Raw genomic sequence first — 23,410 nt, forward strand, 5'->3', positions numbered from 1 at the left:
GGTGAACAAGCAGGCAATCAACCCGGCCAGGGAAACCAACCGGGACAACAGCCCGGACAAGGTCAGCGTGGTGAACAAGCAGGCAATCAACCCGGTCAAGGTAACCAGCCCGGACAACAGCCCGGTGAAGGCCAGCGCGGAGATCCCCAACAGGCACAAGGGAACCGGCTCAACCCCGCAGGCGCATCCGGCGGTGGCAATGGCCGAGGTGGTTCCCGCAATTCCCCGATCACCGGCAACGATTTCCAAGAATGGAACGAGCGCCTGGCCGATCTCGAAACGCTTGTCGAAGATCCCGAGGCGCAGGCAGCCGTTGCCCGCGCTCGCCAAGCCAGCCGCGAGATGAGGCGCGACTTCACCCGCCATTCCGTAGAGCCTGGCCAGGACAAGCTCGACAAGGAGATCGTGCGCCCGCTCGCCGAAGCGGCCCACAAGATTGACGAGCGGTTGCGCGAACTCGATCGCAAGGACCCGCTTGCCCCGGTCGGCAGAGATCCGGTGCCAGAACGCTACGACGATCTGGTCCGTCGCTACTTTGAGGAATTGGGGAAATGACCGGCGCCCTCGTCATCGCAAACATGAGGATCGTCTGGACCGAAAGCGGCTGGATCGCGCCGGGCATCATCGCGCTTGTGGTCATCGCCGCTTTCTTGCTTCTCAGCTATCGCAACAAGCCGTGGATCCCTTTGCGCATTCGCTTCTTGGCGGGCGGACTGAAGTGGCTCGGCTTCGCCCTGCTCCTCTTCTTCCTGCTGCGACCGGAAATCGTCCGCACTCACAATCGCCCCGGCACCAACCACTGGGCGCTCCTGTTAGACAATAGCCGCAGCATGACCCTGCAGGATCAGGCCGATGACAAATCGCGCGGTGACCGGATGAATGCACTTCTCGAGCCCAAGCCGGAGAACTGGCAGGAGAAACTCGGCAAGGCCTTCATCCTCGACCGCTTCTCGTTCGACCAGCGCCTGCATCATCGCACACCGCTGGACTTCGCGGGGGACGCCTCGGCTCTTGCCCGTTCCCTGGGTGAAGTGAAGGACCGTTATCAAGGACGTCCGCTCGCCGGCATCCTCGTGGTCACCGACGGCAGCCCCACCGACACGGCCGCATTGGAGGGAATGAAGGAAAGCTTGCCACCGGTATTCCCCTTGGTCATCGCGCCGGAAAAACCGCTGCTGGATCTCTCTGTCGCCAGCGCAACCGCCCGGGCCACCCTCTTCGAGGACGCACCGATTATTGTCGATGCCTCAATCTCAGCTCTCGGGCTGCTTGGAAAGACCGTCATCGCCACCGTGAGTGAGCATGGCGGCAAGGTGCTGGAGGAGCAGCGCCACGATTTCACCGAGGACCAAGGCACCTGGAATCCACGCTTCCAAGTCCGCCCGGAAGCAACCGGCACCACCTTTCTCGAAGTGGAAGTGAAGCCCGCAGACACACTTCAGGAAGCCACGCTGGAGAACAACCGCCGCATGGTCGCCGCGAATCGAGACAGCGGTCCCTACCGCGTGCTCTACATCGGCGGGCGACCGAACTTCGAACACAAGTTCCTCCAGCGCGCACTGGAAGAAGATCCGGACGTCAGCCTGACCAGTGTCATCCGCGTCGCACGGCGCGAGCCGAAGTTCCAGATGAAGAGCCGCGAGGGCGAAACCAGCAATCCCCTCTATCGAGGCTTCGCGGACCAGGAAAACGCGGAACGTTTCGACGAAGCCGTCTTCCTCCGTCTCAACACGAAGGAAAGCGATGAACTCGACAAAGGCTTCCCGAAGACACCGGGTGGACTGTTTCCCTTCGATGCAGTCATCCTCGACGACGTCGAAGCGGAGTTCTTCACTCGAGACCAGCAGCGCCTGCTCCAGCGCTACGTGTCGGAGCGTGGCGGTAGCGTTCTCATGCTCGGCGGCATGGAGTCGCTGGATGCCGGCGGCTACAAGGACACCGCGATCGGCGAGATGCTGCCGGTTTATCTCGACCCCGCAACGCCCGCCGATGGTCCGTCGTCGGGCCGATTCTCACTGACCCGCGAGGGTCTGTTAGAGCCGTGGGCGCGCCTTCGAAAAACCGAAGCCGAGGAAGATCGCCGCCTGCGTGAGATGCCGGAGTTTCAAAACATCCATCGCCTCCCCTCGATCCGCCCCGGGGCGATGGAAGTCGGCAAGTTCGAATCGGGCGATGCGAGCAGTCCCGCTCTCGCCGTTCGCCGCTACGGTCGCGGACATACCGCCGTCATCGCCGCCACCGATCTCTGGCGCTGGGGTCTCCATGACGCGAGCTCCCATGCCGACATGGACAAGACGTGGCGGCAGCTGACTCGCTGGCTGCTATCCGACGTGCCGCGCCCGCTCGCCGTGAAAGCGGAGAACTCATCCAACGGCCACCTCGTCACCACTCGCTTGTTAGGCGAGGATTTCCAGCCTTCGGAATCCGGTGGCATCGCGCTGCGCGTCCGTCGCCCCGACGATACTTGGACCAGCCTTTCCCCGCGGCCGAATGCCGAAACTCCCGGCCTGCTCGAATCGCTCCACACCGACACCGCTCCCGGCCCCTATCTTGCTGAAGCCACCAGCCGTGCCGCCGGAACCCGACCCGCCCAATCCGCCAGCACCGGTTGGGTGGTGAATGCCCTGCAGGACGAATACCTCGCCCTCAAGCCTGACATGGACGCGATGAACCGTCTCGCCTCCGCCACCGGCGGCCGTGTCCTTTCGCCGGGTGGCTTGGATGAATTTGTTAGATCACTCGATGATCTTCCGGTCCCGATCACTGAAACCCGCTCCGAACCGCTTTGGCACTCACCATGGTGGCTCGCTGCCGCACTCGGCTGTTTCATCGGCGAGTGGGCATTGCGCCGTTGGAAGAAACTCGCATGAAGACGTTGCTGCTACTTCTGATTGGCGCGATCCCGATACTGCAGGCGGAGGAAAAGCGCGCCCTCTTGATCGTAGTCGGCGAACCCGGCAATCCGCTTTACCAAGACGAGTTCAAGCGGCAGGCGAAGGCGTGGCAAGATCTCGCCGCGAAGGCGAAGATGGATACAAACACTGTCGGCCTCGGCAACGAGCCTGCCGACGGAGATCGCCCGGATCTTGAGAAAGCCATCACGGCCCTGCCGAAAGCAGGCGGAGACCTGTGGCTCGTATGGATCGGCCACGGCACCTTTGACGGCCGTTCCGCGAAGTTCAATCTGCGCGGCCCCGACATCGAGGCGACCTCCATCGCGGAACTTCTCAAGCCCTTCCAGCGCCGCTTGATCGTTCTCAATCTCTTCTCTGCGAGCGGTCCTTTCATCGAGCCGCTGGCCGGCAAGAACCGGGTCATCGTCAGTGCCAACCGCGGCGGAGAGCGAAACTACTCGCGCCTCGGCGAGAAACTCGCGGACTCACTGGTTTCAGCAGATGCCGATCTCGATCTCGATGGCTCGCTATCCCTGTTAGAAGCCGTGCTCCACGCCTCCGCTGCGACCAAGGCCTTCTACGATGATGCCCAGCGGGTCGTCTCAGAACACGCCGTCATCGAAGACAATGGCGATGGCCGCGCCACCGGCACGGACAAGTTCAAAGGGCTGCGTGCCGAGGGCCCGGCTCCCGATGGTGCCCTTGCCCGCGAGATTCATTTCCTCGGCGACAGTGCCGATCCGCTTTCACCCGAAGCGCGCGACGAACGAACCAAGCTGGAAGCCGAAATCGAAGCCCTGCGTCAACGCAAAAAGGCCCTCAAGGAAGACGACTACTATGCGGAGTTGGAAACACTAATGCGCCGCATGGCCAAGCTCTATGGCAAATAGAGGACATCTCACAGCCTTCGGTCGAACTCGAAGCGCTCCACCTTTCCCGTCTTCAACTTCGGCACTTGAGGATGGCGAGGGTTAAAGAGGAGATTCCTCTCCTGGGGCACCACCACGCTCGGCAGCACAAGCCCGACCGCTCTTTCCTTCGACAACCACGCGGCCCCGTAGCGCCTCGCGGCCATCGACGATGGCTGGTCACGCCAGCCATCTGGCAGCGCGCGCGCCGTTTCGATCCACTCGTCCGGCACATCCACAGGAATCACCCGCCACTCCAAGGCCAGCGCCTCCCGCGGCGCGTGCACGAGAATTTCCAGCGCTGCCAGGGCCCGTGACTCCGCCAGGTAAACTGCCGCGACGCCGGGCGGATTCCACCGCCCACCATGGATCCGGGCACCCTCACCATCCATCGCAGTCGCTGCCCAGCGCTCCTGCACGATCCGGAACCAGAGCGCCATTTCAGGAAAACACGCCGTGTTCAATGCGACCGAGCAGCGCCTCCACCTCCCGCGCTCCGACTTCCGTATCCGCGAAATCCAATGGGCACTCGCCATGGAAGGCCAAGGCCGGCGCCGCCAGCCACGACCGCGCCGATTCCACGCCGCCCAAGGCCACTTCCGCCCGGCCCAGTAGCCGCGCATAACGAACCAGCCGGTCCGAAGCAGCGCGATCCAGCGTCCCGCCCACCTTGCGACGATGCAGCGTGGCCCGCGATAGACCGAGCAACCCGGCCAGCCGCTCTTCCGAGAGGCCGAGCATGTCTCTCAGGGCATGAAACTCCGACATGGGGAGCCCGTCCCGGACCTTCTCGATCATGTATGCCGCCTCCGGTTCGTGGAGCGCCGAGCCCTTGAAACGATCTTCTATATCCGGAGCGAGTGGCACCGGTGGCAAGGCACCGTCACTGGACTTTCTGAGTTCATCGCGGCCGCTGGCCTTTCGCTTCATATGAAGCAATCTATCACTCCATCTGCCCATGCCAAGTATTTTCCTCTCTTGCCTCCGCGCTTGCCTCCATTCCCCTTGCGCCGCGGCCTATGCCCCGTAGCCTCGCGGGATCATGCTCGCGCGTTTCGTTCTACCGCTTGCCTTGTTGGCGGCAGGTCCAGCCCTTGCCCAGACGGTCGCAGCTTCCACCCCGAAAGCCCCGGCCGGTGCCCCCTCGGACATCTACCGCTCGGCCGTACGGATCGAGGCCGCTGCACAGGTGCCGGACTATCAGACGCCGTGGAATAGCGGCCGCTTCGGGGGGGGGATCGGCACTGGCTTCATCATCGGCAAGAACCAGTTTCTCACCAACGCCCACGTCGTATCCAATGCCCGCCGCCTGCTGATCACCATCCACGGCGGCTCGCGGAAATACCCGGCGCAGGTGAAGTACATCGCCCATGATTGCGATCTCGCTCTGCTGGAAGTGGAGGATTTCTCGGACTTCGAAAAACTGCCCGTCTTCTCGTTCGGCGAGGTGCCCCAGCTTGAAAGCCAGGTCCGCGTGATCGGCTACCCCATCGGCGGCGAGCGGCTGTCCGTCACGCGCGGCGTCGTCTCGCGCATCGACTTCTCTGCCTACTCCCACTCGCGCGCCGACCAGCACCTCATCGTGCAGATCGATGCCGCCATCAACCCAGGCAACTCCGGCGGCCCGGTCGTGCAGGATGGCAAGGTCGTCGGCGTCGCCTTCCAAGGCCTGCGCCAAGCGGACAATACCGGCTACATCATCCCTACTCCGGTCATCCGCCGCTTCCTCAAGGACATCTCGGACGGCCACTACGACTACTACGTGGACCTCGGCGCCTCCACCTTCCCGCTCTACAATCCCGCCATGCGCCAGGCGCTCAAGCTGAAGGATGATGGCAATGGCGTGCTCGTCACCGATGTCACCCCCACCGGCTCCTGCGAAGGCGTGCTGAAGCCAGGCGACGTGCTCGTCTCGATCGACGGCCACGAAGTCGACAGCGCCGGCCAGATTCTCCTCGATGGCGAAAAAGTGGATCTCAACGAAGTCGTCGAACGCAAGTTCGCCGGTGACAAGGTCGCCCTCCGCTGGCTCAGCCAAGGCTCTTGGAATGACAAGGACGTCGAGCTCAAGCCACTGCCACCGGCACGCATGTATGCCATCCAGTATGAGAAGAAGCCGCGCTACACTGTCTTCGCCGGCCTCGTTTTCCAACCGCTGGACACCAATCTCTTCGCCACCAGCAAGCTCGACGACGTCAACGTCCGCCGCCTCTACACCGACTACGTGCCAAAGGGCATCTTCACCGAGCGCCAGGACATCGTGCTTCTGACCCGCGTCGAAAGCGATCCCGTGAATAGTCAGCTTGGCGGCTTCGCCGGCAAGGCCGTGGACAAGATCAACGGCACCGTGGTCAAGAGCCTCAAGCACGCACACGAACTCCTCAATCCCGCCACGCCGCCCGAGTTCTTCGTCATTGAGCTGTTCGGCTCGCCGCGTCCCATCGTGCTTCCCGGCAATGCCATCGCCGCCGCGAACAAGCGCGTGAGCGAAACCTACGCCATCGACCATCTTTCCAATCTCGAAGAGTGAAATCCGCCATGCGCCCTCACCTGCTGCTCCCTCTCTTGTTTCTTTCCGCCTGCGACCGTCCGCAGGCGGCCGTCGAGCCCGTAGCCGCCGCTCCGGTTGCTCCCGGCCCGGTTCCAGTGGCGAACCCTGACGAGATCCTGCCCTCGGTAGTCCGCATCAATACCACCCAACAGTCGTGGGATCAGGCCGAGCCTTGGCAAAAGAATACTCCCGGCAAGCGCCGCTCGCTCGGCGCCATCGTTGGCAACGGGATCATCCTCACCACCGCGGAGATGGCGGCTGATGCCACCTATATCGAGCTCGAGTCTCCCGATGGAAAGAAACTGGCACCCGCCAAAACCATCGCAGTCGACTACGAGGCAAACCTCGCCCTGTTAGGTCTTACCGACGAGAGCAATGCCAAGTTCTTCGAAGGCACCAAGCCCCTCGAAATCTCCGCACCACCGAAAATCGGCGACACGCTCGATATCCTGCAAGTCGAGGAAAACGGCTCGCCGCTCATCACCAGCGGCGGGATCCAGAGTATCGACGTCGTTTCAAATTTCCTGCCCGGCCAATTCTTCCTCACCTACGAGGTGAAGGCCTCGATGCAGAGCGCCGCCAGCAGCTTCTCGCTGCCGGTGTTGCGGGACGGCAAGCTCGCAGGCCTGCTCACCAGCTATGATTCGAAGGACCAGATCAGCGACGTCGTTGCCACGGAGATCGTCGCTCGCTTCGTGAAGGAAGGCTCGGATGCCGACTATGCCGGCTTCCCATCGCTCGGCATTTCGATCAGCCGCACGGACGATCCGAATTTCCGGCTCTTCCTGAAGCTTCCCGATGATGGTGGAGGGCTCTACGTCTCGAATGTCCGCGTCGGCAGCGCCGCCGAAAAGGCCGGCCTCAAGAAGGGCGATGTCATTCTCTCCATCGACGGCAACGATATCGACCGCCTCGGCTACTTCGTGGACAAGCACTATGGCCGCCTCTACTGGAGCCACCTCGTCCGCGGCGCCAAGGCCAGCGGCGACAAGGTCGATCTCGTCGTCCAGCGCGATGGCCAGCCGCAGAACATTTCCGCCGTACTCGATCGCCGCGATGAAGTCAGCCAGCTCGTGCCCGCCTACGCCTTCGGGAAGGCCCCGAACTTCCTCGTCAAGGGCGGCCTGATTTTCCAGGAACTCACCAAGCCCGTCTTGGAATCCTTTGGCAATGAATGGCAGTCCCGGGCCCCGCTCAACCTGCTGGACGTCTACGAGAACCCCGAGAAATACGAATCCCGCTGCCGCCGGGTCGTCTTCCTCTCCAATGTCATCCCCACCCCTGCCACCGTCGGCTACGAGTCGCTGCAAAGCATGATCGTGACCAAGGTCAACGGTAAGGATATCAAGGACATGAAGACCCTTATCGAGGCCTTCAAGACGCCTGCCGCCGATGGCCTCCACTCGATCGAGTTCGACGAGGAAAAGTTCCACGTCTACCTCGACGAGAGCATTTCGGACACGGTGGACAAGCAACTCCTCCAGCGCGGGCTGCCCAAGCTCTCGCGGGCGGATGACTGATGACGGAGCCGCGATTTTCTTTCAATTTTCCGGTTGTCAAAACCCGGTCGGCCACCCTTAATCCCGCCCCACCTCGCAGGGGTAACACGGCTCAGTAGCTCAGTCGGTAGAGCAGCGGATTGAAAATCCGCGTGTCGGCGGTTCGATTCCGTCCTGAGCCACCACCTCTGCATCAGTCATTTACGACGAGGTCGCACCTAACAATTTTCAAGGTTGGAGCAGTTAACGCGCAGTTTCCAGACGAGGATTGATTCAGCGACCTAAAGCGGCGACTCTGTGCCGACCACCTGATCGCAGCCAAAGTGCTGCTAAACAGGCGATTTAGGGAACACTCAGTGGTTGCGACAAGCCCCCCTTAAAGCGTCGCCTGCCCCTGCCGGACCGTTTTCATCGCGAGTTTGAGCGGCACCTTGTCGAGCAGGTCACTTGCCTTGCACCGCAATGCTGCTGCCAGAACAACGACTTCCCCGTCACCTACCCGACGCATCCCCGTCTCCACTTTGGCGAGTGTCACGCGAGAAATATCCCATCCGAGCCGCTGACAAGCCGCCGCGAGGTGATCTTGGGTCCAGTTGCGGGCCTCCCGCCGCGCTTTGACGCGTTCGCCAATTATGTTCAAGGAGGCCATTTGTTCCGTCTTCGGAACTTGACCCTACCCGACGGACCGGGAATAAATGTTCCGGCACCGTTACATCGAAAACGCGAGATGAACTCCTCCCCTGACGAAGCCAACTGGCACTACTCGGACGGCAACAGCTCCTACGGACCCGTTTCGATTGGAACGTTGCGTGAACTGGCGAAAGTCGGAGCGCTAGGCTCAGCCCATCTGGTCAAGAGAACTAATGACGCGGCCTGGAGTCCATTTGACTCCCGAATTCTCGGCGTGAGCTCTTTGAATCCAGATCCGCGCTCGGCTCTGCCAAACGATCCCGTGAAAGGTGGGAACTCTGATTGGGTGCTGGGAGTAATCGGCATCGTGGCAATTATCGGTGGAGGATTCCTCCTCTTCACCAATTTTCACCCTGTATTCATTGGCGTGCTTGCCGTCGGTTTCCTCCTGAAGCATCTCGCGCGAAAGGGATGAGCAGTGCGTGGTTCACGAATCGAGCAACAGGTAAAGGAACTCATCCGCTTTGAGCGAATGGATTCCGGAAGCCGATCGTGACGATCGGCTCAGCTTCTCATGCACATGTGATCAAGCGGCGACGCCTTGATCCTTATACTTGAGCTGGCCCACATGGCACTCGGCCTCCGCGATGTCATCCCGCTTCCCGAGGTAAACCGGCTGATAAATGCAGCCACTCTCTTGGAAAGCATAGAGGAACCTGACCTCGACGATGTCACCAGGCTGCGGAATGTCGTGATCCGGAGGGATCGTCACATTCCCCGCAGGCACTTGCCGACTACCGTCGAATAGTACCAGCGCAACGCTGCGCCGTTTGTTCACCGCGGAGACGATGAACGACCCCGTGGTGACGAACTTGAACTTCAGCTGGAAACCGCCCGAGTTCGGACGACCCGGGATGTAGTAGGAATCGCGGTCCTTGAAGACCACGCCTTCCGCTCCTCCTGCCCGCAAACTGTCGAAGTGGTCCTGCTTGTCGTCGGGCTCGACGAAGGTCCGCACCGGACGGATTGCGCTGGTCACATCGAGGATGCACAACAGCCCGGTGAGACGGTCGAGGTAGCCGCGCCTGCGGGCATCGTGACCGCTCACCTCCAGCAGGTCGAAGGCATGCAGGACGTCGCCAATCGCCTCACCGTCGATCAAGAAATCGGTGGGGATGCGCATGGCAGCTTCGACGATGGGAGCGGGAACCGCAATGATCAGGCCCCGGCGGTTGATCCCGATGACCTCGTTCCCGGTCTTGCGGATCAACATCCGCCTGCCGTCGTGCTTTTCCTGCAGGACATGGCGCGAATCAGCGAGTAGTCTTGGAAGCTGGTCTTCATCGACCGGGTTGAGCAACTGGCAGCGGATACCGCTGTCGCGGCCTTCGTTGCCGTCGCCGCGGTAGGGCGTTCCATCCTCGGCTGGGGTATAGCCCTTGGCGACCTTGGAGGAGATCAACTTCGCGGCAATTCGTTCGGCTTCCTCACGAGGAACAGGATTGGTGGTCTTGGTGCCGGTTTGGAGGGTGGTTCCTCGCCGTCCATAGGCAAAGGTGACGTGAAAGCCGTCTCCGGCCGGGACGATGTCCGTCTGGTATACCTTGTCAGAGCTTCCTTCACGGAAATACAGGGTGGTTGGCATGATTACGTTAGGTTGGTGGTGGTTGCCGCCAACGGCGGCGGATTACGTGAAAAGACCCGCACCGGAGGGGTTCCGATGCGGGCCAGATGGTTTGCGGTAAGGCGCCTCAGTTGGCGCCATGGATGACTCGTGAGCCACGAGGGGCTTTGGCTTGAGGCTTGGCAGCCTCGCGGGCCCTCCCCTTCGCCCATTTGCGCAGGGACTCGATGGTGCCATCCATCAACCGGGCCAGTGGCACGGTCCGTGAGATGGCCTGCCGGACATGCGACATGCCCGGCTCACAGGATTCAGCGAACGCCTCGTGCATCGCGTCCTCGAAGGCACTCTCGATCTCAGCCCCGGTGAACTCACCGCAGGCGGAAGCCAGTGCAGCCACATCGAAGCCTGCCGGAGAGCGACCGAACTTCGCAATGACGATACTCCAGATTGCGGCACGCTCGCTGGCATCAGGCAGGTCGACGAAGAACATCTCGTCGAACCTCCCCTTGCGCAGAAACTCGGGCGGGAGCTGGCTGACATCGTTTGCGGTAGCGACCACGAACACCGGCTTGTCCTTCTCCTGCATCCAGGAGAGGAACGATCCGAACACCCGGGACGAGGTTCCGCCATCGGACGAACCGCTGCTCTTCACTCCCGACATCCCCTTCTCGATCTCGTCGATCCACAGGACACATGGGGCGATGGCTTCGGCCGTCTTGATGACCGTGCGGAGGTTGGCTTCGCTCTGGCCCACGATGCCCCCGAAGACCCGTCCCATGTCGAGCCGCAGCAATGGGACACCGAAGGCCGAAGCCGTCGCCTTAGCCGTGAGGCTCTTACCTGTGCCGGGAAGACCGACAATCAGGAGACCCTTCGGTGATGGCAGTCTGTATGCTCGGGCAGCTTCACCGAAGGCACCTGCCCGGCGGGCCAGCCAGTCCTTGAGCTGACCCAGCCCGCCGATGTCGTTGAGCCGGGGACAGCTCTCGATCACCTCCACGAGGCCGTTGCGCTTGAGCGTGCGGGCTTTCTCGCGGGCAATGATCGAGGGATCGATGGCCTGGCACTCGGTGACCGATAGGGCAAAGGCATTCTCAGCCTCCACCGTGGTCATGCCGCTAGCATTGCGTAGTACTAATTCGGTGACGCCGGCATCGAGAACGCCCAAGGTAGCCGATTCGACGACACCATGGAGAACTTCCCGGAGCCGGTCGGGACCGGGCAGCCCAAAGTCGATGACTGTGGTTTCGTGTTCCAGCTCAGGCGGAAGCTTCATGCGACAGCCGAGCAGGATGATGGCATGTCCCCTGGATTTACCGGCGCGGATCAGGTCCTTGAGCCGGCGGACCAGCAGCGGATCGTTCTGGTCGAGGTGGAGCTGGAGGTCACGCATCAGCACGACATGCCGTGGTTCCTCCGACACGAAGAGGCGTTCGACATGATCGAGCGCTTCGAAGGGATCGGAGCAGGCAACCACACGTTCCTCCCGGATGCTGGCCAGTCCTTCGATGGACGACCAAGCGTGGAGGTGACGGCCGAGTTCGTTGCAAACCGAAGCGATTTCAGATTCGGCCCGGGCTTCCTCAGGACTGATGATGACAAGGCCGGGATAACCGGCGCGCAGATAGGTGGATAGATTCATGGGGATTCAATGAGTTCGCCGCCCGGACCAAGATGCTCGCGCTCCCATGCAAGGCATGCCTCGCGCGAAGAATCGGAGAAGAGCCGTCGACCAGTGGAGGCGCTACGCACCAACCACTGCTGGGTGGCATTGTGGAACTGGATGTCGGTAGCCCGGGAGACAGTAAGCCGCCCAAGCGTCCGGAGATCGACCGCATCTGTGTACAGACACAGGACACGGCCACGATCGTCGAAGCTGAGGGTCGCTTTCATGAATCACCGAGGCGTTGCTGTTGCTGGATAACTCCCCCGGCCTGCCGGTGCTCCGGCTTGAAGGCCCGGGCGGTCCGTTTGCCGAGAGCTTCCTCAATGGCTTGGGTGGCTGCCTCGCAGCCCTTGCCCTTGAAGCCATCCGCTTCGACCTGGATGTCTCCATTTGGAGAAACCCGGACCAGAATTCGCTTCTGGCTCACAGCACACCTCCTTCCAAGGTGACGAGGACAGAGCCGTCCTCTTGCTGGCGACGGGTGGCACGAAGTCCCTTCTTCCGGGCTTCGAGGAAGGTCTTGTGGATTCCGTAGGCTTGGAGGAGCCGACCGTAGCCGGGACCAACCTCACGTTCAACGTGACCATCCCACCAATCGGTGGTCAGGGCATAGGTGCCGTCGTTCTCGGTGGAGCTATCGACAGCGATGTCATACGAGCCTTTCAGCTCGATGGTGTGCTCGCAGTTGCGGATCTGACCTGCATAGCCGCGGCACGGGAAGTTTGGAGTGAGGCGGAGTTCGAGTTCGATACAGGCGAAGCGCAGCGCATCGAGGTCTCGGATCTCGGTCTTGATGCTGGTGAAGTGGGACATGGTGAAGATGGATAAGTGCAAGAAGAGCGGCCCCTGGGGTGGAGCCGCCCTACATGCGGAGTTAGTTTGTTGGAATTACGGGAAGTAGATGAGGTAGGAGCGGCGGTTGGAGAGGAAGCGAGTCGGGGCAAGCGCGGTCTGGTCGAGTGATGCAAGGCAGGCTAGTGTGAAAAATGAAACGGGCCGCCCGGAACAACCGGACGACCCGTGATGACAGTCAGTGAACGATGGCAGCGATCAGCTCACCGCGGCGAGCCGACGTGCACCGAGCTGACCGAAACGCTGAAGAACGTCGCGTCCTTCGGTGCGGACCATCGCCACCGCATTGTCGCGGAGACGATTCAGCCCATCCGTTAGACTCCGCATTGCCGTGCTGTCGTTGCGGTAGTCCTCGGCGCTCCGGTTGAGCAGTTCCTGGCGGAACCGTTCCAGTGTCGCTTCGAGTTGGCCATCGCCCGCAAAGTTCAGGGTGCGGAAGCTATCGATGAACGTCGTCAACCGGTTGAGTGTGCGCTGGTGCACCCCACCCTCGCTGCCGTCGATCGTCGCAAGCACGTCGGAGGCAAGCTTGGCAGTCTCTTCCCGGAGAGTCGTAACGCTCTCCCGGATGAAACCGTCAAGGTCGGCCTGGAGCCGGCGTTGGGCATCCTCCGCCACCCGGCGGCGTTGGTCAGCGATCTCCATCTGGTCGATGGATTCCGCCACTTCGATGCGCAGGTTGTCGGGAGCTGCAATCTGGAACATCCGGGTTTCGAATCCGAAACGCCGTGCGATGTCCCCGGCGGGCGGGAACGATTGCTCGATGGTGGCCAGCAGCATGTCGGCGCTGCCGTTGAGTTGCTGAGCGGCCTCGCTCCACTCGCCCATTGCCTTCTCCCGCAGCGGACCGTAGCCCGCCACGAAATCCAGCGTGGCTTCCCGGAATTCATCCCGGAGTTTGTCGAGCCCGTTGGTCAGGGTGGCGAGCCGTGGGTTGGGAACGAAGCGGGCGATGCCTCCCAGGAACGGGAAGCTCGAACCCTCGATCATCGCATGGGCACGGGACTCGATCAGCGAGAACGCTGCAAGGGCGTCACGCGGCACGAGCTGCTTGTGCCCGAGTTGGATCAGTCGATCGCTGACTTGGGCCGGATTCAGGCCGAGATCTTCGGCGTTGAGGCGCTTGCATCCCCGCCAATAGCGGATGGTGGAAGCGCACAGCACTCCTCGACGGCACACGGCTTCGAGGAGTGGAAGGTTGTATTGCGTCTGGGACATGACGGATGTTTGTGATGGTTGATGCCGGGTGCCTCAGAAGAAGCGGCCCACGAAGCCGAGCATCCTTCCCATGAAACGGAACGGAGTGAACAGATTGGCGAGCACGACACAGGCCGTGACGAACAGCAGCAGGCCGCTGACGAGCGGTCCGAGCAGGGAGCACGAATAGACGAAGAGGCCCGCCAGGATGACGAACGGCCAGTATTTGAGGAATTTCATGATTACGGTACGGTTGGAAACGGAAACACCCACCGGGCCACCATGGCCGGGCGGGAGCTCTTCCGTGTGAATTGAGGTAGTGCGTCAGCCGGGAAAGATGAGGCGGACGAGGGTGATGATGAACAACAGGGCGCAGATGATCGCCAACAGGCCCGGAAGGAACGGTGCGAACAGCACGAGGGCGATGACCACGGCCATGCCGATGGCGATCAGCTTCCAGCAGTCGCTCATGGTGCCCTCCTCTTCGGGAGCGCCGGCCATGCCTTGCATTCATTGCGGTATTGGCAGCCTAGGCAGGTCATTCCCGGCTGCGGATGGAACCGACCTTCCACGATGCCAGTGACGGCGGTGTCGATCATCCGGATCACACGATCCTTCCGCCTATGGTCGGCAGGTGGGGAAGAAATGCGGATGACCTGCGGGATTTTGGTCTTCACCAAGAAGATCAGGTCGAGCGACGGTGGATCCTCTCCAGTCGCGGCTTCCAGCAGGAGCTGGTAGGCGACGAGTTGAAGTTCGTGATCGAATGCCGCATGTCGCTTGTCAGGCTTTGCTGCGGCGGACTTGAAGTCCACCGGTGCAAAGACGTCCGTCACGAGATCCAGGACGCCAGTCAGTGGCACTTGCAGGCCCGGTATCGTTTCGGTAATCGAGACCTCGACGCCCCGGGGTTTGCTCTTCAGGGCATCCGGGGAATCAAGATAGGCAGCGACGACACGGAGACCGGCGAGTCGACTCTTCTCCCGCTCCCCTTCCTTCCATCTGACTGGTCCCTCCTCGAGTTCGATTCGAACGAAGGAGTCCTCGAATGCCGCGGCTATGACCGCGGGTGAGTCGTCGGTGCCACGCCAGCGGGCCAGATGGAATGCTTGGAGGGCTGCGTGGACTGCTTTCCCGAGGTGAAGGGAGGGTGTGGTCGGTTTCCGGATCTCGAGCACTCGCCCGAAGAAGAATCGAAGCGAGCAGGCGAGGTAGGATTTCGCTGCGGATGCGCTGATATAGGCGGGTAGCCGGGATGGAGGTGCATGGTGCGGATCGACAAGTCCGATCACCCTACACCTCCGTTTCCATTGGCTCCGGCGTAGGCCGATCGACGGCCGTTTGTGGGTGGACGGCGTTGGCCGCCGTGAGTATCGATCAACTCGTCTATGAGTCCGGAGGCTTCCACCTTATTGAGGTGGCGAACCCCCTTGCCGAAGCGCTCGACGGCGAGACTCTCGACCTGATTCTTGTCGAGATTGTGCTCGGCGACGAGCTTCTCGATGAGTTCTCGCTGCTTTTCGGAGCACTTCCACCGAACGTTGGCGGACGGCTGGTTTCCGTTGCTTGCGGGAGCACCGGCCGGCGGATCCATCCCATACTCCGTGGGCGGAACGAAACCGGTGTGCTGGATCTGCTCGTCGACCGAGGTCTGGAGCATTTGGTAGAGGCGCTGGGATTCCCCGGCGACATCGTCGGTGGTTACCAGCTCCGTTTCGACCGAGACGGAAAACTGGTGGGACGAGTAACCGGGGAGCCCGAGGCGCTTGCTGTAGTTTGCGATCAGTTTGATGGCCATGGCTGGTTGCGTTGGGGTGAAAACAAGTCGCCCCGGCCATCGCAGGAATGACCGGGGCGGTTTGAAGGAAGCGAGGGAAGACGGAGGTAGTCCTCTGCTCTCATAGGTATTTAACACCTTCTGGGGGAGAATTGCCGCCAATGACGCCGTCGCCAGAAGAGTTCATGCTGCCCATCGCCGTAGTAGACACACGGATGCGGATTTCGCTTGGGGAGATCCTCAGCATGAAAGGAGTAACGCACTGAATTCCAGCTTTCTTGACTGAAGAAGGCGACCTTAGCGTTGGTGTTTCGCTCCCAGGTGGCTCCTTAGAAGCAGGAATTCACCGTCCCGATGCGCCAGCGGAGCCGTCCCACTTTCTCAGACCAGGCCGGACAATCCCCATTTGTGCCTCTCTCTACCTGACCTCCCAGGCGCGTGCTCCCAATTCCTCCATAGCTCCTTGCCGCCTACCGCCACAATCGGCTGCCGTTCTTGACCTGAAGCTTCGTTAGCCCCAAGCAGAGGCCACGAATGAAACTTGGGGAGAAGCAAATCGTCGAGGTTTTGACAAAGTGCTACCCCGGCTTCGCGGAACCGATTCTGACACTCCAAGAGGCAACTATTCGAGGGCAGATGGTCTTCGATGACATGGAGCAAGTTCGCTTTGCCCTGGAATGGGAATGCGATTGGCCAGTCGATGTCCCCGGTTACGAGCCTGTAAGGGTCCCGAGCTACCGCCTTCCAGGAGTAAGCTACGGCCCTTTGGCAGACCCGGATGGGACCAAGGGGCGGGATGCCGCTGGACCGGCTATCAGTTGCGGAGAATTCGTCCGACTTTCCCGAGCTTGCCTGCTCGGCAGGGAACTTTTGGGCGCGAAGCGATGGCCGTCACTCTTCGCGTCGCGTTTGAGGCATCCAGATGATCACCTTGCGGTGGTGGAGGAGGTGTTGTGGCTTGGCCGCTGGCGCACTCCCAAGCACATTCGAAACAGCTATCGCCAAAACCCCGAATCGGAGAAGAACGTCGACTGGCGGTTCCGCTGCTGTGAAATGATAATCAATCTGGAGATCAAGTCCCGTCGGCGCGACTGGATGGGGGTCACCGATGGCAAATTCTATTCCCGCGATTTCGACTCCTATTTCGATGATGTGCTAGGCAAGTTCGGTCCAAGGACGGAAGTTGAAAGGAATGTTGTAGGCGTCACGACCTTCTATCCGCCTGAGGAAACCCTTCGGCGCGCGACCGCGCGATTCCTCGAAGCACACCCGGAAATTGACGCGATCGTCTTCTGGTCCCTTCACGATCCAGAAGGCAAACGTCCCGAGGTTTTTGGAAGCGACGCGGGCCTCATTCGCCTCCTATTGGAGGAATCATCTCGCGAAGAGAATCACTTTATCAGTGCGATCCGTCATCAGTGGCGAAAGCGCGATGAGCGGCGGGCGCTACGAGTCGACGAGGCGCTCGCCGCCCTGACGAGGACGGTCAAGCGACCGTCATCGTGCGACGGCAATCCTCCGCAAATCCAGTAACGAACGTTTCACTTTCACCGGATAGCGCCCACTAGCCTCAATGCCAGGGCCGTAGCCTGCCACCCACGCATCCGAAATGTAGTGAACTGAGGATCCTCACCTCCGGGCGTGGAAGATCCTCGATTGATGTGGACCTCAGAAAGCAGCCCACGGGCTTGCAAGCGCTGAAGCGAACTGATGAGAGGACCATGCTGCTGCCGCCAGTCCGGGCGGGCGCGTGCCGCTCCTCCGAAGCCGGGGGGCGCCACCATTGCACCGTAGTCTGGATGGGTCGTGCCAGTAAGCTCGTCGCCACGAAGCGGGTTCCTCGCTCCAAACCTCGCTAGAACTTCAAGATCGTTGAACGTCAGCTGTTCAATCTCTGAGATGATGCTGACCCGATCTTCAGGCTGCGTGTCACCAGGCGCTGTAATGAAATTCAGGTATGCCTTCGAATACATCGGCCTCTTCTCGGCTGCAGTCTCTTTGGTCGCCGCCTCGACGGCACGCTCCAGAATCTCAGCCGCGTCGGGCATCTCCGAAAGATTCTTTGCTAGTTCTTCTTGCCGCTGTTCCAGCTTCTTGAGTTCACCGACAACAAACTCAAAGAATTCTTGGGCTCGCTGTTCTCGCCGTGCGCTGACATACTCGGTGTAGCCTTGTACGATTACGCTACCGACGCCGGGTATTGCTGCCGACAAGATCCGAGCACCACCCTCAATGAGAGATCGGATTGCATTGGCTTCAGGGATGGGAGGTTGTTCCATAGCAGTCAATTACAGCATAGTATCCTGTTTGAAGGCAGACTCGGTGCCCATATAAGAGCTGAGTTTGAGAAACGGACTGGCAGAATTCAATCAGGAAGGACCTGCCCAGCGTGTCTTTCTCGGGAGATGCAAGGCGAGCCCGCGGAGGAACTGGGGCGGCTCGTCGTAGCCGAGCCTTCTCTGCAAGCCCGCGCTCAAGTGCCGCTTTCTCCTTTCCCTCGGTCAATGAAACGAGTACTGCGCCATGCTCAGCGTTTCTTCTCGTCTACGCTCCGGCATGATCTCCTCCTCGTAAGCCTCGCCGGTTTCGTGATTCTGCTTGCGCCAGAATCGGCGGGCTTCCGTCCATGAGACTGTTTCCGAGCCGTCTTCATTCCCCACTACGACAAGATCTGTCACCCGTCGCGCAACAATTCGCATCATTCCAACAGAGCATTCAACATCGTGCGGATGATCCTGTGAAAGTTGGATACGCGGTTGAAAACCACTAATAAAGGATCCGTCGCTCTGTTTCTCCCTTCGGCGCCCTGCCCGCGGCAAGTCGATCTTGAACGCAATCGACGCAGGAAGGTGGGAAAGCAGCAGGGGCCACAAAACGTCGCCCACCCGATTGGCGTTCATCGACGTCGGCAAGGTTCCAACGAAGAAGGGAAGGTCGTTCAAATAGGCAAATCGCTTGTCCGTATCCACGCGCGATTTGTCCCATGCCAAGAGCCAGCATGCTGGACGTCGAATTGTCATTGCCATCAAGCTTAGTTCCTCACAGCACAACTTAAACTCAAAAAGTGTTCTTATGAACATTTTCCTTGTTGCGAGCCGGAGGAGCAAGTAAACGCCCAATGTGAGCTGATGAAGATCGTCGTGACGATAGAAGGGGAAAGCCGATTTTACAGTCGGGAAATCGACCCGTGGATCTCCCGCTCCATTGGGAATGGTCGACGGCCGATTGTGATCGAAGTGGAAGCTGACCAAGTGAACCTCTTCTTCGCTTCACCTCGCGTAGTGGAAGAGCAGCGCAAAGATCTGGTAGAACGAAGGCATAGCTTAAAGGAGCGTGAGATATGCCAGATCTGGACGAGACTTGGCCTCTCACAGGACGAGCCACGCGCAGACAGCATTTTAGCGTTCCTCCATCACCTCAAATCCTAATGACCAAGATTTTCATCTCCTATTCGCACGCGGACGAGAAGTTGAAGCAGGAACTGGATAAGCACCTGAAGATCTTGGAGCATAGTGGCTTGATCGCACCTTGGCACGATCGGATGCTCCGTGCCGGAGACGATTTCGCCCTAGAGATCGACGCGAATCTGAATACGGCCGACGTTGTCCTGCTTCTGATCAGCCACCACTTTATTGCATCCCATTACTGCTTCGGCATTGAAATGCGGAGGGCACTTGAGCGGGAGAAAGCCGGCGAAGCTCGGGTCATTCCGGTGATCCTCGACCACTGCGTCTGGCAGATCGCTCCATTCAAGCATCTCACCGCCCTACCCACCGACGCGAAACCCATCATGATGTTCGCTAATATCAACGAGGGCTTGGCCGATGTGGTACGGGGGATTCAGAAGCTTGCGGATAAGACAGGAACGTCACAACCGACCGTCAATTTGCCGCCTCCTCCGCCGGACTCGCCGATCGTTGATCTCCCGAGATCGTCGAATCTCCGCGTGAAGGTTGCCGCCACTGAACATCAAAAAGATCAATTCGTCATCGATACCTTTGATTACATAGCGCGTTTCTTTGAAGGGTCCTTGGAGGAACTGCCGGACAGAAATCCAGGTGCCAACCTCGAAACCAGGTTCCAGCGGATCGACCTCGTGACATTCACCGCGGTGGTCTACAGCAGCGGCAAGAATGTCTCCGAGTGCCTTATCACCAAAGGCAATGCCATGCTTGGAGACATTGCCTATTCTCGCGACCTAAGAAGCCGCGGCAATTCGGTAAACGACGCGCTCGCGTTAGAAGAGAGAGATGGAAGTCTTTCCTTCAAGTCCGTCATGGGTGGGTTTTATTTGGGACGACAAAAAGCCGAGGGCCTGGGCATGGAAGGGGCTGCTCGCTACTTTTGGGATACATTTATGGAGCCATTGCAGCGGTAATGGCAGCAGCGGGACGCCCGAAATCCATCCGCCGATGCGAAGGGGAATTGCGAGGAGTCTCGGAACCGATGCTGCGGGCGGGGCGTGCGTTAATGTCACTTATCCCGACGAGTAGTATCCGCTGCGCTTCAAAAGGCCGGTCGTCCTACACGACTGTAAATTCCTCAAACCGTGAATATCAGTTTCCTTTCTGGATTGCTACGAGCACTTCCTCTATTGCCGTCCCCTTTTGTGCGTGAGCCCACAGTACATTGAGATTTGATCGGTGTTTGTGTATCCACGTAGCAACCGCTTTGTCGTAACGGCGGGGCAAGCTGCCCTCAAGGCGTTCGCCGCTGTCGATGGCGTAGCTCGCTGCGTGCTTTTCCTTTCCATAATCAATATGAACATGCGGTCGCTGATGACCTTTTTCTTGGTACATTTTAATCCTCAGGTCCTCCACCTTAATAATGAAGAACTCAATCACTCCTTGCGGCCGACGGGCTGATGCCATCTGACGATCAATCTGTGAGAAGACGTGCTGCAACTCGTTGGCCTCTCTATCGAAATCCATCTCCTTCATGGTCCAAGACAGAGTAGGAACCACGTCTTCTAAGGGAATCGGAAAAACTGCATGCTCGAACCCCTTTTTTGGAGTCGCAAACCTGATCCATCGTCACAAGATCACGCTGTCTCGAATGCCCTACTCAGTCACAGTCGCAATCTACGAGCGCCTAGCCATGTACTTGTGTTGGTCGTCGCGGCTGCCTAATCTGCTTCGATGAAACTCCTCCCCCTGATCCTAGCCATTGCGATGTCGGCGCTCTGCCCCCTCGTTGCCCAACAACCGGCCGAGGCCAAGCACGAGCCGGTGAAGCTGTCCCTGGTCGGCGGCGACTCGATCACCGGAACAGTCAGCGGCGTGAAGAATGGCGAAGTCAGCCTGATCACCGACTACGGAGTGATCCGTGTCCCAGTTGCAAAGCTGACCGAAGACTCCCGCAAGAAGCTTGGGATTTCGGCCGACGCGAACGTCGCCCAGTTGGAGAAGCGAATCGCCGAGCTGGAGGCGCTGGTGGAACGGCTTCGAGCCGAGAACGCCCAACTTCGCCGCCAGCCCCTACCCCCCTCTACCCCAACTCCGGTCCAACCACTGACCGGCGGGGGAACGAACAAGGTCACTCCTGGCCAGCCAGCGAAAGCTGGAGGCTACTGGATCAGCTCCACAGGAAAGCGCCACAACGCTCGGTGCCGGTATTACGCGACCAGCAAGGGTCGATCCGGCTCGGCAACCGAAGGTGTGGCGTGCAAGGTCTGCGGCGGATGAGGACGCTCCTACTGTTCGTGGTGTTGTGGTGGGGCTGCCCGCTAATGGCGGAGCCTGCCCAGACGCTCCGGGTCGTGACCTGGAACCTCCAGTGGTTCCCGGGCGGCCGGATGGGCGCACCGAAAGAGGAGCAGACGAAACACATCGAGGCCGTCCGGGAGGAGATCCGGACGCTCAATCCCGATATCCTGCTGCTTCAAGAAGTCAGCTCGCAGGCGGCGTTAGAGGAAACGCTTCAGCCGCTCGGGAAGGAATGGAAGGTCGCGGTGGTCTCCCGGTTCATGCAGGGCAACTTCCTGTCCGGCCAACAGCTCGCGATTGCCGCGAAGGTCCCGGCGGACGCCGCTTGGTCGGAGCCGTGGCAACGAGGCTGGGCCGGCGCTCCCCGCGGCTACGCCTACGCCTCGTTCCTGGTCGGCAAGAAGCGACTCGGGGTCTACTGCCTGCACCTGAAGTCGAACCTCGGCAACCCGCCCGAAAACACGTCGAAACGCGAGGACGCGATTGAGCAGTTGATCGCCCACACCGAATCCAATGACGAGCGGCTCGTGAAGCCCGACGCGTTGGTGATTGGTGGCGACTTCAACACCGACGACCCGGACACCCCGGCAGCCCAGTCGCCAGGTGAGCGGACGTTCAGCTTCCTCCGGAAGGCTGGCTTCCACTGGAGCTTTGAGGGCATCGAGCACCAGAACCGGATTACCTGCCCGGCGAAGGGGCGCTATCCAGCGGCATGCTTCGACTACTTCTGGACGAAGGGACTCGGAACTCCGCTATCATCGGTAAAATCCGCAGAAGGATCAGACCACCTGCCGGTGGTGCTCGAAATCTCATTGTAGATCCGAAATCCATCGGGCCTTGGGCTCTCAGTTTCGGCACAGATGAACCGCTAAATATGCAATCCGAAGCATTACCAATCCTCTTGCCGTGGCCCCCGTTTCGCTCGCCAGATCAGACGGACTCTGACGAAAAGCTCAGCTTCCACGAAGCCCTATCGGATATCGGTGGAAAAATTCGTGACGAAAGGTTGCAGAAACTAAACGCCAAACAGGAGTCTCAACTCACCCCGCTCAACGAGCTGGAACAGCACGTTGTGAGCGAGGAGGCACAGCGGATAATCCGCGAAATAAAACCGACGATAAAGCCAATCGACCTGAACCGATTTCAGTTAGATGCCGATCTCGCGACCCTCACGACTGAACAGGTTTCAGTCCACCTTGGAGACCTCCTTCTATGCCTCTCACAAAGAGCGTTAGACGGCGATGCCAAAGCTGTAACGGAAATAGCAAAGATCGCCGCCGATACAGCACTCCAGCTGCACGGATTTGAAAAGTTTCTACCCGAACTGGTTCGAGAACTCGCGCGGAAAGCAGTGTATTGGCCTATTCTCCATGACGGCCCAGAGTTCGATGAAAGCAAACTTCGGGAACGACTTGCACAGCTTGAGGTAGGAGAGGACTTGGCAACCTGGCGCTGCAAGTTTCGTAAAATGCGCGGGAAAGATGCGGACTATCCGAGCAGGATGTGGGCTAAACAAGCGGTGAGGAACATCGAGGAAACAAGATGGAGAATTGCAGTTCTATCGGGCAAGGGGTTGTTCGAAAAGGATGAGGCCTCCCGACGCGGATATCGTTTTCCTATAATGCCTGAATGGTTCTACTTCCGAAAACTTCCGACGCCTCCATTTTCGTCGGAAAACATCGGCTCGTGGATTCCGGCGGTTCGGGACATGATCAGGGAGGACATGCCCAATTTTCACGAGCACCCCGACTGGGGTGCCCAACGTGCCACTGCCGATGCCGAAGGCCGACGTGGCCCCGGCGCGGTTCAGAATGCGATTCTAGACGACATTTGCAGCGCTTTGCGCGGTCTAGCCCCAATTATCCCGAAAATTGCCGAAGTTGGAGCGCCGAGTTCGGTGAATTCTTCAGAAGGCTGAACTGGTAGCGTTCGACCCGTATGAGGTCGTCATCCACAAGTCTCTCGAAGCAAAGCCAAGGCTCTCTTCTGATACTGCTCTTTGCTTTGTTCGCTCGTCACTTCGAGTTTACCCATCTCTGGGCATACCCAATTTACCTAATCGGGTTTCTCTGGGTTTCGTGGCTTGTGGCTGCCAAAAAGTCGGCTC

Annotated in this window: 29 protein-coding genes and 1 tRNA gene; 13 read left to right on the forward strand and 17 right to left on the reverse strand. The window is 59.8% G+C overall.

The window, feature by feature from the left end; translation table 11 throughout:
- On the reverse strand, positions 1-366 hold a 366-nt coding region (locus WKV53_RS27440; protein ID WP_341408048.1), incomplete at its 3' end, for a hypothetical protein.
- Here WKV53_RS27440 and WKV53_RS27445 point away from each other — a divergent pair.
- From WKV53_RS27445 to WKV53_RS27455, 3 genes are read left to right on the forward strand one after another with little or no spacing between them, the layout of a single operon-like run.
- Positions 343-555 (forward strand): hypothetical protein, encoded by a 213-nt coding sequence (locus WKV53_RS27445; RefSeq protein WP_341408049.1) that lies wholly within the window; start codon positions 343-345, stop codon positions 553-555. The genes WKV53_RS27440 and WKV53_RS27445 overlap by 24 nt on opposite strands.
- On the forward strand, positions 552-2,870 hold the full coding sequence (locus tag WKV53_RS27450) for a hypothetical protein (RefSeq protein WP_341408050.1): 2,319 nt from the start codon (positions 552-554) through the stop codon (positions 2,868-2,870). The genes WKV53_RS27445 and WKV53_RS27450 overlap by 4 nt, the downstream gene beginning before the upstream one ends.
- The gene (locus WKV53_RS27455; RefSeq protein WP_341408051.1) at positions 2,867-3,784 is read left to right on the forward strand and encodes a hypothetical protein; all 918 of its coding nucleotides are present in this window, start codon (positions 2,867-2,869) and stop codon (positions 3,782-3,784) included. Before WKV53_RS27450 ends, WKV53_RS27455 begins: the two co-directional genes overlap by 4 nt.
- 8 nt (positions 3,785-3,792) lie before the next feature.
- Here WKV53_RS27455 and WKV53_RS27460 read toward each other — a convergent pair whose 3' ends face one another.
- Both WKV53_RS27460 and WKV53_RS27465 read right to left on the reverse strand, forming a co-directional pair.
- Positions 3,793-4,242, reverse strand: coding sequence for an RES family NAD+ phosphorylase (locus WKV53_RS27460; protein ID WP_341408052.1), 450 nt, complete (start codon positions 4,240-4,242; stop codon positions 3,793-3,795).
- Between the two features lies 1 nt (position 4,243).
- Positions 4,244-4,732, reverse strand: a complete 489-nt coding sequence (locus WKV53_RS27465; protein ID WP_341408053.1) for an Xre family toxin-antitoxin system antitoxin — start codon at positions 4,730-4,732, stop codon at positions 4,244-4,246.
- Positions 4,733-4,844: 112 nt separating this feature from the next.
- Here WKV53_RS27465 and WKV53_RS27470 point away from each other — a divergent pair, with 112 nt between their 5' ends.
- The 3 genes from WKV53_RS27470 (at position 4,845) to WKV53_RS27480 (ending at position 8,037) form a co-directional block, all read left to right on the forward strand.
- Positions 4,845-6,332, forward strand: coding sequence for a S1C family serine protease (locus WKV53_RS27470; RefSeq protein WP_341408054.1), 1,488 nt, complete (start codon positions 4,845-4,847; stop codon positions 6,330-6,332).
- Positions 6,333-6,340: 8 nt separating this feature from the next.
- Positions 6,341-7,873 (forward strand): S1C family serine protease, encoded by a 1,533-nt coding sequence (locus tag WKV53_RS27475; protein ID WP_341408055.1) that lies wholly within the window; start codon positions 6,341-6,343, stop codon positions 7,871-7,873.
- A gap of 88 nt (positions 7,874-7,961) precedes the next feature.
- Positions 7,962-8,037, forward strand: a tRNA-Phe gene (locus WKV53_RS27480).
- Positions 8,038-8,228: 191 nt separating this feature from the next.
- On the opposite strand, the gene WKV53_RS27485 is transcribed toward WKV53_RS27480, so the two are convergent.
- Positions 8,229-8,501, reverse strand: a complete 273-nt coding sequence (locus tag WKV53_RS27485; RefSeq protein WP_341408056.1) for a helix-turn-helix domain-containing protein — start codon at positions 8,499-8,501, stop codon at positions 8,229-8,231.
- Between the two features lie 78 nt (positions 8,502-8,579).
- Between WKV53_RS27485 and WKV53_RS27490 the strand changes: the two genes are divergently transcribed.
- On the forward strand, positions 8,580-8,957 hold the full coding sequence (locus tag WKV53_RS27490; RefSeq protein ID WP_341408057.1) for a DUF4339 domain-containing protein: 378 nt from the start codon (positions 8,580-8,582) through the stop codon (positions 8,955-8,957).
- A 111-nt stretch (positions 8,958-9,068) separates the two neighbouring features.
- Here the strand turns inward: WKV53_RS27490 and WKV53_RS27495 are convergent, their stop codons facing one another.
- From WKV53_RS27495 to WKV53_RS27540, 10 genes are all read right to left on the reverse strand, one after another.
- The gene (locus WKV53_RS27495; RefSeq protein ID WP_341408058.1) at positions 9,069-10,127 is read right to left on the reverse strand and encodes a WGR domain-containing protein; all 1,059 of its coding nucleotides are present in this window, start codon (positions 10,125-10,127) and stop codon (positions 9,069-9,071) included.
- A 106-nt stretch (positions 10,128-10,233) separates the two neighbouring features.
- Positions 10,234-11,748, reverse strand: a complete 1,515-nt coding sequence (locus WKV53_RS27500) for a Ycf46 family AAA ATPase (protein WP_341408059.1) — start codon at positions 11,746-11,748, stop codon at positions 10,234-10,236.
- Entirely contained in the window at positions 11,745-11,999 is a 255-nt protein-coding gene (locus tag WKV53_RS27505; protein WP_341408060.1) for a hypothetical protein, read from the reverse strand. Before WKV53_RS27505 ends, WKV53_RS27500 begins: the two co-directional genes overlap by 4 nt.
- Positions 11,996-12,199: a DUF2997 domain-containing protein gene (locus tag WKV53_RS27510; protein ID WP_341408061.1), complete on the reverse strand. Its 204-nt coding sequence runs from the start codon at positions 12,197-12,199 to the stop codon at positions 11,996-11,998. Before WKV53_RS27510 ends, WKV53_RS27505 begins: the two co-directional genes overlap by 4 nt.
- On the reverse strand, positions 12,196-12,585 hold the full coding sequence (locus WKV53_RS27515) for a DUF1257 domain-containing protein (RefSeq protein WP_341408062.1): 390 nt from the start codon (positions 12,583-12,585) through the stop codon (positions 12,196-12,198). The genes WKV53_RS27510 and WKV53_RS27515 overlap by 4 nt, the downstream gene beginning before the upstream one ends.
- 237 nt (positions 12,586-12,822) lie before the next feature.
- The gene (locus WKV53_RS27520; RefSeq protein ID WP_341408063.1) at positions 12,823-13,842 is read right to left on the reverse strand and encodes a DUF3150 domain-containing protein; all 1,020 of its coding nucleotides are present in this window, start codon (positions 13,840-13,842) and stop codon (positions 12,823-12,825) included.
- Positions 13,843-13,875: 33 nt separating this feature from the next.
- Entirely contained in the window at positions 13,876-14,061 is a 186-nt protein-coding gene (locus tag WKV53_RS27525; RefSeq protein WP_341408064.1) for a hypothetical protein, read from the reverse strand.
- A gap of 84 nt (positions 14,062-14,145) precedes the next feature.
- The gene (locus WKV53_RS27530) at positions 14,146-14,292 is read right to left on the reverse strand and encodes a hypothetical protein (protein ID WP_341408065.1); all 147 of its coding nucleotides are present in this window, start codon (positions 14,290-14,292) and stop codon (positions 14,146-14,148) included.
- Positions 14,289-15,113: a RecB family exonuclease gene (locus tag WKV53_RS27535; protein ID WP_341408066.1), complete on the reverse strand. Its 825-nt coding sequence runs from the start codon at positions 15,111-15,113 to the stop codon at positions 14,289-14,291. Before WKV53_RS27535 ends, WKV53_RS27530 begins: the two co-directional genes overlap by 4 nt.
- Positions 15,110-15,619: a hypothetical protein gene (locus WKV53_RS27540; RefSeq protein ID WP_341408067.1), complete on the reverse strand. Its 510-nt coding sequence runs from the start codon at positions 15,617-15,619 to the stop codon at positions 15,110-15,112. The genes WKV53_RS27535 and WKV53_RS27540 overlap by 4 nt, the downstream gene beginning before the upstream one ends.
- A 513-nt stretch (positions 15,620-16,132) precedes the next feature.
- Between WKV53_RS27540 and WKV53_RS27545 the strand changes: the two genes are divergently transcribed.
- Positions 16,133-17,131 (forward strand): hypothetical protein, encoded by a 999-nt coding sequence (locus WKV53_RS27545; RefSeq protein ID WP_341408068.1) that lies wholly within the window; start codon positions 16,133-16,135, stop codon positions 17,129-17,131.
- A gap of 14 nt (positions 17,132-17,145) precedes the next feature.
- Here the strand turns inward: WKV53_RS27545 and WKV53_RS27550 are convergent, their stop codons facing one another.
- Both WKV53_RS27550 and WKV53_RS27555 read right to left on the reverse strand, forming a co-directional pair.
- Positions 17,146-17,877, reverse strand: a complete 732-nt coding sequence (locus tag WKV53_RS27550) for a hypothetical protein (protein WP_341408069.1) — start codon at positions 17,875-17,877, stop codon at positions 17,146-17,148.
- A 222-nt stretch (positions 17,878-18,099) separates the two neighbouring features.
- Positions 18,100-18,567 carry a hypothetical protein gene (locus WKV53_RS27555; protein WP_341408070.1) on the reverse strand — a complete coding sequence of 156 codons (468 nt, stop codon included), beginning with the start codon at positions 18,565-18,567 and terminating at the stop codon, positions 18,100-18,102.
- A gap of 159 nt (positions 18,568-18,726) precedes the next feature.
- Between WKV53_RS27555 and WKV53_RS27560 the strand changes: the two genes are divergently transcribed.
- Together WKV53_RS27560 and WKV53_RS27565 are read left to right on the forward strand one after the other, a co-directional pair.
- Positions 18,727-19,026: a hypothetical protein gene (locus WKV53_RS27560; protein ID WP_341408071.1), complete on the forward strand. Its 300-nt coding sequence runs from the start codon at positions 18,727-18,729 to the stop codon at positions 19,024-19,026.
- On the forward strand, positions 19,026-19,976 hold the full coding sequence (locus WKV53_RS27565; protein WP_341408072.1) for a toll/interleukin-1 receptor domain-containing protein: 951 nt from the start codon (positions 19,026-19,028) through the stop codon (positions 19,974-19,976). The genes WKV53_RS27560 and WKV53_RS27565 overlap by 1 nt, the downstream gene beginning before the upstream one ends.
- Before the next feature lie 178 nt (positions 19,977-20,154).
- Here WKV53_RS27565 and WKV53_RS27570 read toward each other — a convergent pair whose 3' ends face one another.
- Entirely contained in the window at positions 20,155-20,538 is a 384-nt protein-coding gene (locus tag WKV53_RS27570; protein ID WP_341408073.1) for a DUF4160 domain-containing protein, read from the reverse strand.
- A gap of 198 nt (positions 20,539-20,736) precedes the next feature.
- On the opposite strand from WKV53_RS27570, the gene WKV53_RS27575 reads away from it, so the two are divergent.
- The 3 genes from WKV53_RS27575 to WKV53_RS27585 are packed head-to-tail and all read left to right on the forward strand — an operon-like array spanning position 20,737 to position 23,221.
- The gene (locus WKV53_RS27575) at positions 20,737-21,282 is read left to right on the forward strand and encodes a bZIP transcription factor (protein WP_341408074.1); all 546 of its coding nucleotides are present in this window, start codon (positions 20,737-20,739) and stop codon (positions 21,280-21,282) included.
- Positions 21,279-22,121: an endonuclease/exonuclease/phosphatase family protein gene (locus WKV53_RS27580; RefSeq protein WP_341408075.1), complete on the forward strand. Its 843-nt coding sequence runs from the start codon at positions 21,279-21,281 to the stop codon at positions 22,119-22,121. Before WKV53_RS27575 ends, WKV53_RS27580 begins: the two co-directional genes overlap by 4 nt.
- 56 nt (positions 22,122-22,177) lie before the next feature.
- On the forward strand, positions 22,178-23,221 hold the full coding sequence (locus tag WKV53_RS27585) for a hypothetical protein (RefSeq protein ID WP_341408076.1): 1,044 nt from the start codon (positions 22,178-22,180) through the stop codon (positions 23,219-23,221).
- Positions 23,222-23,410 lie beyond the last annotated feature (189 nt).

Origin of the sequence: Luteolibacter sp. Y139 (genome assembly GCF_038066715.1) — a bacterium.
Lineage (GTDB): Bacteria > Verrucomicrobiota > Verrucomicrobiia > Verrucomicrobiales > Akkermansiaceae > Haloferula > Haloferula soli.